The sequence below is a fragment of the Streptococcus mitis genome, from assembly GCF_047464035.1.
GTDB lineage: Bacteria > Bacillota > Bacilli > Lactobacillales > Streptococcaceae > Streptococcus > Streptococcus mitis_DX.
This window is the reverse complement of the sequence record NZ_JASHCQ010000010.1, coordinates 28,845-41,974: the sequence shown is the minus strand read 5'-3', so window position 1 is coordinate 41,974 and position 13,130 is coordinate 28,845. Positions and strand designations below refer to the sequence as shown.

General features: G+C 39.8%; 16 protein-coding genes. 14 read left to right on the top strand and 2 right to left on the bottom strand.

From position 1 onward, the window contains the following. Position 1: 1 nt before the first annotated feature. The 3 genes from QM818_RS04880 to QM818_RS04870 all read left to right on the top strand — a co-directional run bounded on the left by QM818_RS04880 (position 2) and on the right by QM818_RS04870 (position 2,527). Entirely contained in the window at positions 2-721 is a 720-nt protein-coding gene (locus QM818_RS04880; RefSeq protein ID WP_094753040.1) for an ABC transporter permease, read from the top strand. A gap of 61 nt (positions 722-782) precedes the next feature. Then, entirely contained in the window at positions 783-1,469 is a 687-nt protein-coding gene (locus tag QM818_RS04875; RefSeq protein ID WP_000323581.1) for a response regulator transcription factor, read from the top strand. Further along, positions 1,439-2,527, top strand: coding sequence for a sensor histidine kinase (locus QM818_RS04870; RefSeq protein WP_049515998.1), 1,089 nt, complete (start codon positions 1,439-1,441; stop codon positions 2,525-2,527). Before QM818_RS04875 ends, QM818_RS04870 begins: the two co-directional genes overlap by 31 nt. 178 nt (positions 2,528-2,705) lie before the next feature. Here QM818_RS04870 and yidC read toward each other — a convergent pair whose 3' ends face one another. Both yidC and QM818_RS04860 read right to left on the bottom strand, forming a co-directional pair. Then, on the bottom strand, positions 2,706-3,632 hold the full coding sequence (gene yidC / locus QM818_RS04865; RefSeq protein ID WP_020901995.1) for a membrane protein insertase YidC: 927 nt from the start codon (positions 3,630-3,632) through the stop codon (positions 2,706-2,708). 77 nt (positions 3,633-3,709) lie between these two features. Further along, on the bottom strand, positions 3,710-3,988 hold the full coding sequence (locus QM818_RS04860; protein ID WP_001174616.1) for an acylphosphatase: 279 nt from the start codon (positions 3,986-3,988) through the stop codon (positions 3,710-3,712). A 33-nt stretch (positions 3,989-4,021) separates the two neighbouring features. Here QM818_RS04860 and QM818_RS04855 point away from each other — a divergent pair, with 33 nt between their 5' ends. From QM818_RS04855 to QM818_RS04805, 11 genes are all read left to right on the top strand, one after another. Continuing rightward, a complete protein-coding gene (locus QM818_RS04855; RefSeq protein WP_414299984.1) occupies positions 4,022-4,762 on the top strand; it encodes a TrmH family RNA methyltransferase in 741 nt (246 codons plus the stop codon). 54 nt (positions 4,763-4,816) lie between these two features. Then, positions 4,817-5,500 carry a Bax inhibitor-1/YccA family protein gene (locus tag QM818_RS04850; RefSeq protein ID WP_247932232.1) on the top strand — a complete coding sequence of 228 codons (684 nt, stop codon included), beginning with the start codon at positions 4,817-4,819 and terminating at the stop codon, positions 5,498-5,500. A 111-nt stretch (positions 5,501-5,611) separates the two neighbouring features. Further along, a complete protein-coding gene (asnA, locus tag QM818_RS04845; protein WP_261080870.1) occupies positions 5,612-6,604 on the top strand; it encodes an aspartate--ammonia ligase in 993 nt (330 codons plus the stop codon). Positions 6,605-6,668: 64 nt separating this feature from the next. After that, positions 6,669-7,208: a 16S rRNA (guanine(966)-N(2))-methyltransferase RsmD gene (gene rsmD, locus QM818_RS04840; protein ID WP_261080871.1), complete on the top strand. Its 540-nt coding sequence runs from the start codon at positions 6,669-6,671 to the stop codon at positions 7,206-7,208. Further along, positions 7,198-7,686, top strand: coding sequence for a pantetheine-phosphate adenylyltransferase (gene coaD, locus QM818_RS04835; RefSeq protein WP_033687315.1), 489 nt, complete (start codon positions 7,198-7,200; stop codon positions 7,684-7,686). The genes rsmD and coaD overlap by 11 nt, the downstream gene beginning before the upstream one ends. Continuing rightward, a complete protein-coding gene (locus QM818_RS04830; RefSeq protein ID WP_261080872.1) occupies positions 7,670-8,707 on the top strand; it encodes a SepM family pheromone-processing serine protease in 1,038 nt (345 codons plus the stop codon). The genes coaD and QM818_RS04830 overlap by 17 nt, the downstream gene beginning before the upstream one ends. A 57-nt stretch (positions 8,708-8,764) precedes the next feature. Beyond that, the gene (locus tag QM818_RS04825) at positions 8,765-8,995 is read left to right on the top strand and encodes a DUF1146 family protein (RefSeq protein ID WP_063612229.1); all 231 of its coding nucleotides are present in this window, start codon (positions 8,765-8,767) and stop codon (positions 8,993-8,995) included. Positions 8,996-9,018: 23 nt separating this feature from the next. Beyond that, positions 9,019-10,302, top strand: a complete 1,284-nt coding sequence (gene murA / locus QM818_RS04820) for a UDP-N-acetylglucosamine 1-carboxyvinyltransferase (protein WP_261080873.1) — start codon at positions 9,019-9,021, stop codon at positions 10,300-10,302. Continuing rightward, positions 10,295-10,483, top strand: a complete 189-nt coding sequence (locus QM818_RS04815) for a DNA-directed RNA polymerase subunit beta (RefSeq protein ID WP_004241151.1) — start codon at positions 10,295-10,297, stop codon at positions 10,481-10,483. The genes murA and QM818_RS04815 overlap by 8 nt, the downstream gene beginning before the upstream one ends. A 38-nt stretch (positions 10,484-10,521) precedes the next feature. Then, entirely contained in the window at positions 10,522-11,346 is an 825-nt protein-coding gene (gene endA / locus QM818_RS04810; RefSeq protein WP_414299983.1) for a DNA-entry nuclease EndA, read from the top strand. 267 nt (positions 11,347-11,613) lie between these two features. Then, entirely contained in the window at positions 11,614-12,945 is a 1,332-nt protein-coding gene (locus QM818_RS04805) for a hemolysin family protein (RefSeq protein WP_020903091.1), read from the top strand. Positions 12,946-13,130 lie beyond the last annotated feature (185 nt).

Here is a 13,130-nt window from a genome sequence, read left to right as displayed (position 1 = left end):
GTTGAAAGAGCAACTTAAAAGTGAGTATCTCAAGTTTATGATGAATCCTTGGCACTGGTTGGTTATAGGTGCTCTATTACTGTGTGTTCCAGCGTTAGTTATTTTTTTAAATAGTAAGCCAGACCAGTTGACTCTACAGTTTGTTTTGGAACAGCTACTGCAAAGTCTCTATTTAGGACAGGCAGGTTTCGTTAGTCTAGCGGTTCTATTTATAGGTCAAGAATTTACAGGTTCTAGCCTTCGTACCAGTTTTCTTACCTGTCCAAATCGTTTGAAATTTATAATATCTAAACTAGCTATTCTATTATGTATTGAAATTATCCTATTGGTCGCTGTAATATCATTATGCGTACTAATCGCCCAAGGATACTACAATATCAATCTTTTGAGCAATATTAAACATGTTCTAACAATTCTATTTCCAGCTTGTATTTCTATTCTAACCTTCGCTCTTTTAAGTGGTATTTTTGTATTTATTTCCCAGTCTTTTATCTTAATTTTGGGAATCAGTTTATCCCTTTTATTAGGGTTGGGGCAAATGTTACTACAATTCAGTTCTTTTTTTAGAAATTTACCATTATTAGCTAGTATGAATTGTTTTTATACCTATCCATTGTCTCTTTATTATCCAGTGTGGCAAGGCTTAGGGATACAAATAGTTTGGTTGTTAATTGTTTTTCTATTTGCTACATTGATACTCATAGGAAAAAATGTACGCTAAAGACAGGGGATATCCTGTCTTTTTCTCAGGTAGTGCTATAATATATTCAGGAGGGTGAGTTATGGCTTATAAAATTTTGGTTGTAGATGATGATCTTGCTATTCTTCGCCTAATAAAAAAAGTACTAGAATATGAAAAATATGAAGTAGTCATACGAAATAAGATAGAAGAGATTGATCTTTGTGATTTTACAGGATTTGACTTGATTTTATTAGATATTATGATGCCTGTTAGTGGTTTAGAAATCTGTCAGATGATTCGCGAGCAGATAACTGTTCCTATCTGTTTTATAACTGCTAAGGATATGGATGAAGATTTAGTAGCTGGAATTAATGCAGGTGCTGATGATTATATTATGAAGCCCTTTAGTATGCAAGAATTGTTAGCACGTGTTAAAATGCACTTACGTCGTGAAGAACGGATTAAAGGAAATGTTCATCAAATAAAGATTGGGAAGCTTATACTATATACGGATAGTAAGGAACTATTTGTAAACGATGATAAGATTGCTCTGACAAGGAGGGAATTTGACATAGTGAATCTTTTGGCAAGCAACCCAAGTAAAATATATTCTATTGAGGAAATTTATAATTATCTATATCCACAAAGTTCAGAAGCGCTCTTACGTTCGGTTTCAGAGTACATTTATCAAATTCGTCAAAAGTTGAAACCTTATCAATTAAATCCAATTAAAACCTTATACGGTGGAGGATATCAATGGGTAGAATCAAAAGTTTTAGACAATTAATTCGAGAAACCTGTTGGAGAATTATTTGGCAGTTTAGTCTTGGCTTACTAATGGCCTATCTTATTCCCTTAGCTTCAGTATCTATACAAATAAATGAAGATGGGAAAACTTTAAACAATAGTGGTGTTCTATCAATCTTTTTTAATGTGTCATCATGGATATATATTTGTGTTTTATTGATTGTTCTAATAAGTTATCACATTGGAAAATTGTTGAAAAAACTGAGTTATGAAATGACTTTGATTTATGAAAATAGTATGTGGTTGAAGAAGGAATGTACAGAAAGTTTAACGGTTAAAGAATTTCGCGAGACAGGAAATCGGATTATTGTGATGCAAGATAGAATTCGACAATTAATAGTTAATGAGAAACAGCAGAAGGAAGATTTGATGTTTCAGGTTTCAGCAGCTTCTCATGATTTAAAAACTCCCTTAACCATTATTAGGGGAAATGTGGAATTTTTGCAGACGATAACTGAAAACGACCAATCTCAAGAATGCTTAGCAGATATAGAAAGAGCTAGTCAACAGTTACTAGATTATTTCAATCAATTGATTCACTATTCTAAAACCTATTATGATGATGAGACAGGTTGGACGGAGTATTCCTCTTCAGATTTTATCAATGAATTAGAGAAAGAAGTCTCTTTTTTGATAAAAAATCAGATGAAGTTTTCTTTTGAACAAAATGTGAAAGGAACTGAAAACTATTATATAAATCAATCTCTTCTGATTCGTGCCATACAAAATATTTTAACAAATGCTTTGGAATACGCTGATAAACAGAATCCTAAAATTAAAATTAGAGTAGAGCAAGAGGGGAAGGAATTGAAAATAGGTATATGGAATAATGGTTCGGAATTTCCAGAGGAAGTTTTAACTAATTTTGGAAAGCTCTTTTATCGTATGGATAAAGCTAGATCGTATAAAGAGCAACATTATGGTATTGGACTAAGTTTTGTATGTAGAGTTGCAAAACTACACAAAGGCCGAGTTGAGCTTAGAAATAGAGACGAGGGAGCAGAAGTTTTAATAACTGTGAATTGTATTAAATCATAGTGATTTACTTGTTAATTTATGATTGAATAGTTTTTTATATGTGAGCTTTTAAACTATTTAACGTTTTCGATTAGTATAAGATGTAACGGTAGATAATAAAAACGAATGATGATATCTAGTTGATGAAAACTATTTATCATTCATTCGTTTTTTTAATTATTGGATAATTTACGTAGCCTTATCTCGAACGTTGTTTTCCAGCGTTGCGATTTTTATGTTTTTTCTTGCTTGTGATAGCAGTTGGTTGTCCAGGGGTAACGTCTTTTCGTCCACTTGGTGTAGAGAAAGTACTTGCTTTTGGTGGGTTCTTTGCCAGTTCTTCACGGACTTTTTTGCGAAGTTTTGGACGAACGATATAGTTGACGATAAACTGTTGGAGAATCATCATGAAACCACCGACAACCCAGTAAAGTGTGACACTGGCTGGTGAAATGAGGGAGAAGACAACAATCGTGATTGGGCTCACGTAAGCCATTTTCTTGATTTGTTCTCTTTGCGTTTCGTCTTCTACTCCGTGAAGTGAAAGGAGCGATTGAAGATAGTAAAGGACACCTGCGCAGGCAACCAAAATCATACTTGGAGAACCTAGAGGAATGCCTAGGTAGCTTGCTTGAGCAACCCCTTCAGTATGTTGGGCAGCAAAGTAGATAGCTGAGAAGAAAGGCATTTGAAGGAGGATAGGGAAACATCCTACACCACCAAACATGCTGATGCCGTGTTCTTTTTGAGCGGCAAAGAGAGCTTGTTGGGCTTCGAGTTTTTCTTCTTGAGTAGTCGCTTCCTTGAGACGTGTTTGGTGTGGCTCAAGGACGTGCTTGAGGGCGTTCATCTTTTCAGAGTGAAGCGTTGCCTTCCATGATTGGTAGATACCAAGTGGCAAGATAATCAAGCGCACGATAATGGTTACGATGATGATAGCGACACCAAAGCCTAGACCTTGATCAGTAGCGAAGTACTTGATAGCTTCAGCCATAGGCGCTCCGATAGTATTCCAAATAAATCCTATTGGCTTTCCTGTGGCTTTATCGACTCTAACACAGCCAGTCAAGACTAGCAACATAGCCACTCCCATAGCTGAGAGTGCAAAACGTTTAATAGATTTCACTGTTTTTATTCCTTCTTTAAAAATTATACCTTTCTATTCTACTGTTTTTTTACAAAATATACAATAGTTCTAGAGACCTAATTTGCGATTTTAAAGTCAGGATAGGGAGGAAAGTTGCTCAGTTTGACATCTAAGTAGCTGACTTTTGAAAAAGGCGTCGGTCCTTTCCGGATTTCTTGGATAAATTTTGCCATGGTAGCAGATGAGTCTGCTTGGGCTAAGATTTCCACTGTGCCATCGTCGTTATTCCAGACTCGACCTGTGATGCCACCGATTTCGAGAGCCAAGCTGTAAACACCCCAACGAAAGCCGACTCCCTGCACCCTGCCTTGGGCAATCATTCTAACCTTTTGCATACCAAACCCCTTTGATTGTGTTATAATATTTCTATGACTATTATAACCTCAAAAGCCAATTCTGTGGTAAAAAATGCCAAGAAATTACACCAAAAAAAATACCGTAAGTCTACTTATTTGATTGAAGGTTGGCACTTGTTTGAAGAAACTGTTCAAGCTGGAGTGACGATTGAGAAAATTTTTGCCCTAGAAAGTTATAGAGATCAGTTATCTGCTTTTCCGCAAATTGTCTGGGTGTCAGAGGATATTCTGCTAGATTTGGCGGATTCTCAGACTCCACAGGGAATCGTTGCCGTGGTTCAAAAAGAAGAAGTAGGACAAGCTGATTTGAGTCAGGGCAAGTTCTTGTTTTTGGAAGATGTGCAAGATCCTGGTAATGTGGGAACGATCATTCGGACTGCGGATGCAGCAGGTTTTACTGGAGTGATTGTTTCAGATAAGTCGGCAGATATCTACAGTCTCAAGACCTTGCGTTCCATGCAAGGCAGTCATTTCCATCTGCCCATTTATCGTATGGCTAGTCAAGCACTGCTTGAGGAAGCTAAAGAGGCAGGTATCCCAGTGTTGGCAACAACCCTATCTAAAGATTCTGTTGATTACAGAGAACTGTCCCCTATAGAAAATTTTGTACTAGTCATGGGAAATGAGGGTCAAGGAATTAGTCCCCTCATGGCTGAAAGTGCAGATCAATTGGTCCATATTAGTATGAAGGGGCAGGCGGAGAGTTTGAATGTTGCCGTTGCAGCTGGTATTTTAATTTTCCATTTAAGCTAATTTTAACTTTCTTTGTTATAATCAAGGAAAGAGGTTCATAGAAAAGGAGAAAAGATGAATCACACTATTATTCATGACCGCGCAGGTCTCAATCAATTTTACGCTAAGGTTTATGCCTTTGTTGGTCTGGGGATTGGATTATCCGCTTTAGTATCAGGTCTTATGTTGACGGTCTTTCAATCTCAGTTAGTTTACTTTTTGATGCAGGGACGTCTCTGGTTGACCATTGCAACCTTTGCAGAGTTAGCCCTAGTCTTTGTTGCCAGCAGTATGGCTTCAAAGAATAGTCCAGCGGCTCTTCCAGTATTTTTACTTTACTCCGTTTTAAACGGCTTTACACTCAGTTTTGTGGTGGCCTTCTATACTCCAGGGACAGTTTTATCTGCCTTTGTATCGAGCGCCCTTCTCTTCTTTGTCATGGCGGCAGTCGGTATGTTCACCAAGAAAGATTTGAGCGGGATTGGTCGGGCTATGATGGCTGCCCTTATCGGTCTGTTGATTGCTATGATAGTCAATATTTTCTTGGCTAGCGGTTTCTTTGATTATATGATTAGTGTAGCCATGGTCTTGGTCTTCTCTGGTCTGATTGCTTGGGACAACCAAAGAATTCGCTATGCATATGAGCAATCACAAGGTCGTGTAGCGACAGGTTGGGTTGTGTCAATGGCTCTCAGTATCTATCTTGATTTTATCAATCTTTTCCTAAGTATTCTACGTATCTTTGGTCGCAATGACTAGAAGGTTCCTAACATCAGTGTTCGAAGGAGCACTGATTTTTTTATATTTGCTCTTTTCTTTTCTTGAAAATAGGTGTATAATGCTTTTAATTAATTTTTTGAGGAGTAGTTTATGAAGAAAAGTTTTATCCATCAACAAGAAGAAATTTCCTTTGTCAAAAACACTTTTACCCAGTATTTGAAAGATAAACTAGAAGTTGTCGAAGTTCAAGGTCCTATCTTGAGCAGAGTCGGTGACGGGATGCAGGACAACTTATCAGGTGTTGAGAATGCCGTATCGGTCAAGGTTCTTCAAATTCCTGATGCTACTTATGAAGTGGTGCACTCTCTTGCTAAATGGAAACGCCATACCTTGGCTCGTTTTGGTTTCGGTGAGGGTGAAGGTCTCTTCGTCCACATGAAGGCCCTTCGTCCAGACGAAGATTCGCTGGATGCGACCCACTCTGTTTATGTTGACCAGTGGGACTGGGAGAAGGTTATCCCAAATGGTAAGCGTAACCTCGCTTATCTAAAAGAAACCGTTGAGAAGATTTATAAGGCTATTCGTCTTACTGAGCTAGCTGTTGAAGCCCGCTATGACATCGAATCAATCTTGCCAAAACAAATCACTTTTATCCACACAGAAGAGTTGGTAGAACGCTACCCAGACTTGACACCAAAAGAGCGTGAAAATGCTATCTGTAAAGAATTTGGAGCAGTCTTCTTGATCGGTATCGGTGGTGAATTACCAGACGGTAAACCGCACGATGGACGTGCACCAGACTATGATGACTGGACAAGTGAGTCTGAAAATGGCTACAAGGGTCTGAATGGCGATATTCTTGTTTGGAATGAGTCTCTGGGGGGAGCCTTTGAGTTGTCTTCTATGGGAATCCGTGTGGATGAAGAAACTCTTCGCCGTCAGGTGAAAATCACAGGTGATGAAGACCGTTTAGAATTGGAATGGCACAAGGCTTTGTTGAACGGCCTATTCCCATTGACAATCGGTGGGGGAATTGGACAATCTCGTATGGCCATGTTCCTACTTCGCAAGAAACACATCGGAGAAGTGCAAACAAGTGTTTGGCCTCAAGAAGTCCGCGATACTTACGAAAATATTTTGTAGAGAATCGAACCGCAAGGTTCGGTTTTCTTTCTCTTTTTGCCTATAATTTGGTATAATAAACGGTATGAAAATCGTATCAGGAATCTATGGGGGACGTCCCCTCAAGACACTAGAAGGAAAGACGACAAGACCTACTTCGGATAAGGTTAGGGGAGCTATTTTTAACATGATTGGTCCCTACTTTGAAGGTGGACGAGTCTTGGACCTTTATGCAGGTAGTGGTGGTTTATCTATCGAGGCAGTATCGCGTGGCATGTCCAGTGCTGTTTTGGTGGAGCGAGACCGTAAGGCTCAGGCCATCGTGGCTGAAAATATTCAGATGACCAAGGAAGTTGGAAAATTTCAATTCCTCAAGATGGATGCAGAAAGGGCATTGGAACAGGTATCTGGGGAATTCGACCTCATTTTCTTAGACCCTCCTTATGCCAAGGAACAAATCGTAGCAGATATTGAAAAAATGGCTGAGAGGGAGCTTTTTTCTGAAGATGTCATGGTCGTGTGTGAGACGGATAAGACCGTTGAACTTCCAGAAGAAATTGCCTGTCTTGGTATCTGGAAGGAAAAGATTTATGGAATTAGTAAGGTGACAGTCTATGTCAGATAAGATTGGCTTATTCACAGGCTCATTTGATCCGATGACAAATGGGCATCTGGATATCATTGAACGGGCTAGCAAACTTTTTGATAAGCTCTATGTAGGTATTTTTTTTAATCCCCACAAACAAGGATTTCTCCCTCTTGAAAATCGTAAACGAGGGCTAGAAAAGGCTTTGAAACATTTGGAAAATGTTGAAGTTGTGTCTTCTCATGATGAATTGGTGGTTAATGTCGCAAAAAGACTGGGGGCTACTTTCTTAGTTCGAGGCTTGAGAAATGCGTCGGATTTGCAATATGAAGCCAGTTTTGATTACTACAACCATCAGCTGTCTCCTGACATAGAGACCATTTATTTACATAGTCGACCTGAACATCTCTATCTCAGTTCATCCGGTGTTAGAGAGCTTTTGAAGTTTGGTCAGGATATTGCTTGCTATGTTCCTGAGAGTATTTTGGAGGAAATAAGAAATGAAAAAAAAGATTAGATGGCCCTTATATGTCATTGCGGCCTTAATTGTGACTTTCTTGGCATTTGTAGTGCCCTTGCCCTATTATATAGAGGTTCCAGGTGGTTCGGAAGATATTCGCCAAGTCCTTAAAGTCAATGACACAGAAGATAAGGAAGCTGGTGCCTATCAATTCGTTACGGTTGGTGTCCAACATGCCACTTTAGCTCATATGATTTATGCATGGTTGACGCCTTTTACAGATATTCGTAGTGCTCAGGAGACTACAGGTGGCTCTTCCGATGTTGAATTTATGCGGATCAATCAATTCTACATGCAAACATCGCAAAACATGGCCAAGTATCAAGGGCTAAAAACAGCTGGTAAAGATATCGAACTCAAATATCTTGGGGTTTATGTTTTGACTGTGACGGATAATTCGACCTTTAAAGGGATTCTTAACATCTCTGATACGGTCACAGCAGTCAATGATCAGACCTTTGATAGTTCCAAAGATTTGATTGATTATGTCAATTCTCAAAAACTAGGGGACTCCGTCAAGGTCACCTATGAAGAGGATGGGCAAACCAAGTCTGCAGAAGGTAAGATTATCACCTTGGAAAATGGCAAAAATGGGATTGGAATCGGTTTGATTGACCGTACGGAAGTGACCAGTGATGTCCCAATTCGCTTTTCAACAGCTGGTATCGGTGGTCCAAGTGCAGGTCTCATGTTTAGTCTGGCCATCTATACCCAAATAGCTGACCCTGACCTTCGTAATGGCCGTATCGTTGCCGGTACAGGAACCATTGACCGCGATGGGAATGTGGGGGACATTGGAGGTATTGATAAGAAAGTTGTTGCTTCGACTAGAGAAGGTGCTGCTATTTTCTTTGCCCCGGATAACCCTGTTAGCGAAGAAGAACAAAAAGCGCATCCAGATGCGAAAAACAACTACCAAACAGCCCTAGAAGCTGCTAAAACAATCAAGACAGATATGAAAATTGTGCCAGTTAAAACCCTACAAGATGCAATTGATTACTTGAAAAACAATCCCTAATTTTTAAGTGAAGTTTCCAAACTAGCGCACAAACAGAGAAGATGGTATAATAGTCAAATGGTTCAATTATTATTCACTCTAAGCAGTCATATGCTCTTTATTTATGTGAGTTTTTACCTTTTAAAGGATCTTGTTAGATGGGAAAAGGTTTTAAAAGTGACAGCTGAGAATACTAGAAAAGTTCGTTTATTGATAGCTCTTTTCAGCATTGTAATGGGCTACATCATGAGTTCTTTCTTTATCAGCCTGTATCAGTTGTGGCAAGAAGCGCTTAGAGGATTATTATAAAATCAAGAGTAAAGGAAATAAGTATGGAAAAAATTGTGGTTCAAGGTGGCGATAATCGTCTGGTAGGAAGTGTTACGATCGAAGGAGCAAAGAATGCAGTCTTGCCTTTGTTGGCAGCGACTATTCTAGCAAGTGAAGGAAAGACCGTCTTGCAGAACGTTCCTATCTTGTCAGATGTTTTCACCATGAATCAGGTGGTTCGTGGTTTGAATGCCAAGGTGGATTTTAATGAAGAAGCTCATCTTGTCGAGGTGGATGCGACTGGTGATATCACTGAGGAAGCCCCTTACAAGTATGTCAGCAAGATGCGCGCATCCATCGTTGTCTTGGGACCAATTCTTGCCCGTGTAGGTCATGCTAAGGTATCCATGCCAGGTGGTTGTACGATTGGTAGCCGTCCTATTGATCTTCATTTGAAAGGTCTAGAAGCTATGGGGGCTAAGATTAGTCAGACAGCTGGTTATATTGAAGCCAAGGCTGATCGCTTACATGGAGCTCATATCTACATGGACTTCCCAAGTGTTGGCGCTACGCAGAACTTGATGATGGCAGCAACTCTAGCTGATGGGGTGACAGTGATTGAAAATGCTGCGCGTGAGCCTGAGATTGTTGACCTAGCCATTCTCCTCAATGAAATGGGAGCTAAGGTTAAGGGTGCTGGTACAGAGACCATTACCATTACCGGTGTTGAGAAACTTCATGGTACGACTCACAATGTAGTCCAAGACCGTATCGAAGCAGGAACCTTTATGGTAGCTGCTGCCATGACTGGTGGTGATGTCTTGATTAAAGATGCTGTCTGGGAGCACAACCGTCCCTTGATTGCCAAGTTGCTTGAAATGGGAGTGGAAGTGACAGAGGAAACTGAAGGGATTCGAGTTCGCTCTCAACTAAAAAATCTAAAAGCTGTTCATGTGAAAACCTTGCCCCACCCAGGTTTTCCAACAGATATGCAGGCCCAATTTACAGCCTTGATGACCGTCGCAAAAGGGGAATCAACTATGGTGGAGACGGTATTTGAAAATCGTTTCCAACATCTAGAAGAAATGCGTCGCATGGGCTTGCACTCTGAGATTATCCGTGATACAGCTCGTATTGTTGGTGGTCAACCTTTGCAGGGGGCAGAAGTTCTTTCAACTGACCTTCGTGCCAGTGCAGCCTTGATTTTGACAGGTTTGGTAGCACAAGGAGAAACTGTAGTTGGTAAATTGGTTCACTTGGATAGAGGTTACTACCGTTTCCATGAGAAGTTGGCACAGCTAGGTGCTAAGATTCAGCGGATTGAGGCAAGTGATGAAGATGAATAAGAAATCAAGCTACGTAATCAAGCGTTTACTTCTAGTCATTTTGGTACTGTTTTTAGGTGCTCTAGCCCTAGGTATCGGCTTAATGGTAGGTTATGGAATCTTGGGCAAGGGTCAAGATCCATGGGCTATCCTGTCTCCAGCAAAATGGCAGGAATTGATTCATAAATTTACAGGAAATTAGGCTGGAGAACCAGTCTTTTTCTAGAGATAAGGAGAAAAATGGATAAAAAAACAAGACAGACACTGATCGGACTGCTAGTGTTATTGCTTTTATCTGCGGGAAGCTATTATATCAAGCAGATGCAGTCGACAGCTAATAATCCTAAAACAAAGGTTAGTCAGAAAAAACAAGCTTCTGAAGCTCCTAGTCAAGCATTGGCAGAAAGTGTCTTAACAGATGCAGTCAAAAGCCAAATAAAAGGGAGTCTTGAGTGGAATGGATCAGGTGCTTTTATCGTCAATGGTAATAAAACAAATCTAGATGCCAAGGTTTCAAGTAAGCCCTACGCTGATAATAAAACAAAGACAGTGGGCAAGGAAACAGTGCCAACCGTAGCAAATGCCCTCTTGTCTAAGGCTACTCGTCAGTACAAGAATCGTGAAGAAACTGGGAATGGTTCGACTTCATGGACTCCTCCAGGCTGGCATCAGGTTAAGAATCTAAAGGGTACTTATACCCATGCGGTCGATAGAGGTCACTTGTTAGGCTATGCCTTAATCGGTGGCTTGGATGGTTTTGATGCCTCGACAAGCAATCCTAAAAACATTGCTGTTCAAACGGCCTGGGCAAATCAGGCGCAAGCCGAGGATTCGACTGGTCAAAACTACTATGAAAGCCTGGTACGTAAGGCCTTGGATAAAAACAAGCGTGTCCGTTACCGTGTAACCCTTTACTACGCTTCGAATGAGGATTTAGTTCCTTCAGCTTCACAGATTGAAGCCAAGTCTTCAGACGGAGAATTGGAATTTAATGTTCTAGTTCCCAATGTTCAAAAGGGACTTCAACTGGATTACCGAACTGGAGAAGTGACTGTTACTCAGTAAAATACAAAATAAACTCCTATGTCACTTGTGGATATAGGAGTTCTTTCTTACTAGTTTAAGCAGGGCTACAATAGATACTGTTACTCAATGAAAATCAAAGTGCAAACTAGGAAGCTAGCCGCAGGTTACTCAAATCACAGCTTTGAGGTTGCAGATGAAGCTGACGTGGTTTAAAGAGATTTTCGAAGAGTATGAGAAAAAATAATATGTACTGGATTATATTTTGTGATATAATAAAGGATAAGATACTATTTTAGGAGAAGAACTATGGAAGACCCAAGTAGTCAGAATTTGTTGCTACAATTTGTTTTATTGTTTATCTTGACGGTGTTAAATGCCTTTTTCTCAGCCACAGAAATGGCCATGGTGTCACTAAATCGTGCGCGGGTTGAACAAAAGGCAGAAGAAGGAGATAGACGCTATATCCGTCTGCTGAAGGTACTAGAAAATCCTAACCACTTTTTATCAACCATTCAAGTAGGGATTACCCTGATTACAATCTTATCAGGGGCGAGTTTGGCAGAAACTCTGGGACGAGAAATTGCATCTTGGCTTGGAAATGGCGAAACAGCTTATGCCGTAGCAAGTTTTCTATCTTTAGCATTTTTGACTTATATTTCCATCGTTTTTGGGGAATTATACCCTAAGAGAATCGCTCTTAATCTAAAGGATGCCTTGGCGATTCGTACAGCGCCAGTTATCATTGGGCTGGGGAAACTAGTTAGTCCCTTTGTTTGGCTCTTATCTGCATCTACCAATCTCTTGAGTCGCTTGACTCCGATGACCTTTGACGATGCTGACGAAAAAATGACCCGTGATGAAATTGAGTACATGTTGACAAATAGTGAAGAAACACTAGATGCTGACGAAATTGAGATGTTACAAGGGATTTTTTCACTAGATGAACTGATGGCCAGAGAAGTCATGGTTCCTCGAACGGATGCCTTTATGGTCGATATTCAGGATGATAGTCAAACCATCATCCAAAGTATTTTAAAACAAAATTATTCTCGTATCCCTGTCTATGATGGAGACAAGGATAACGTGATTGGAATCATTCACACCAAGAGTCTCCTTAATGCGGGCTTTGTGGACGGTTTTGACAATATTGTTTGGAAGAAAATCTTACAAGATCCACTTTTTGTTCCTGAAACTATTTTTGTGGATGACTTATTAAAAGAACTGCGCAATACTCAAAGACAAATGGCAATCTTGCTAGATGAATACGGTGGGATGGCTGGTTTGGTGACCCTGGAAGACCTCTTAGAGGAAATCGTTGGGGAAATCGATGACGAAACAGATAAGGCTGAAATCGAAGTTCATAAAATTGGAGAAGATACTTATATTGTTCAAGGTACCATGAATCTCAATGATTTTAATGACTACTTTGATGTTGAACTGGAAAGTGATGACGTTGATACCATCGCTGGTTATTATTTGACAGGAGTTGGGACCATTCCAACGACTGAGAGACTCAGTTATGAATTAGTCAGCCAAAACAAACAACTTATCCTAACCAATGATAAGGTGAAAAATGGACGTGTTACCAAGGTAAAAGTCCAAATTACCGAAGTTGAAATAGAAGAAGAAACAGAGTAAACTAGAGGCTTTTGTCACCAGGCGTGACAAAGCTTTTTTCAGTTGATTTCAAAAGGAAATTGTGTCCTCGAAAAACTCAGCCCCAAACTTGCCTCAAAAGTTTTTTAAAGTTATACGTATTTATTCAAGGAAAAAGAAAAAAGCCCTTTAAATTGGGCTTTCTGTTTAAATGAAACCTGATAAAT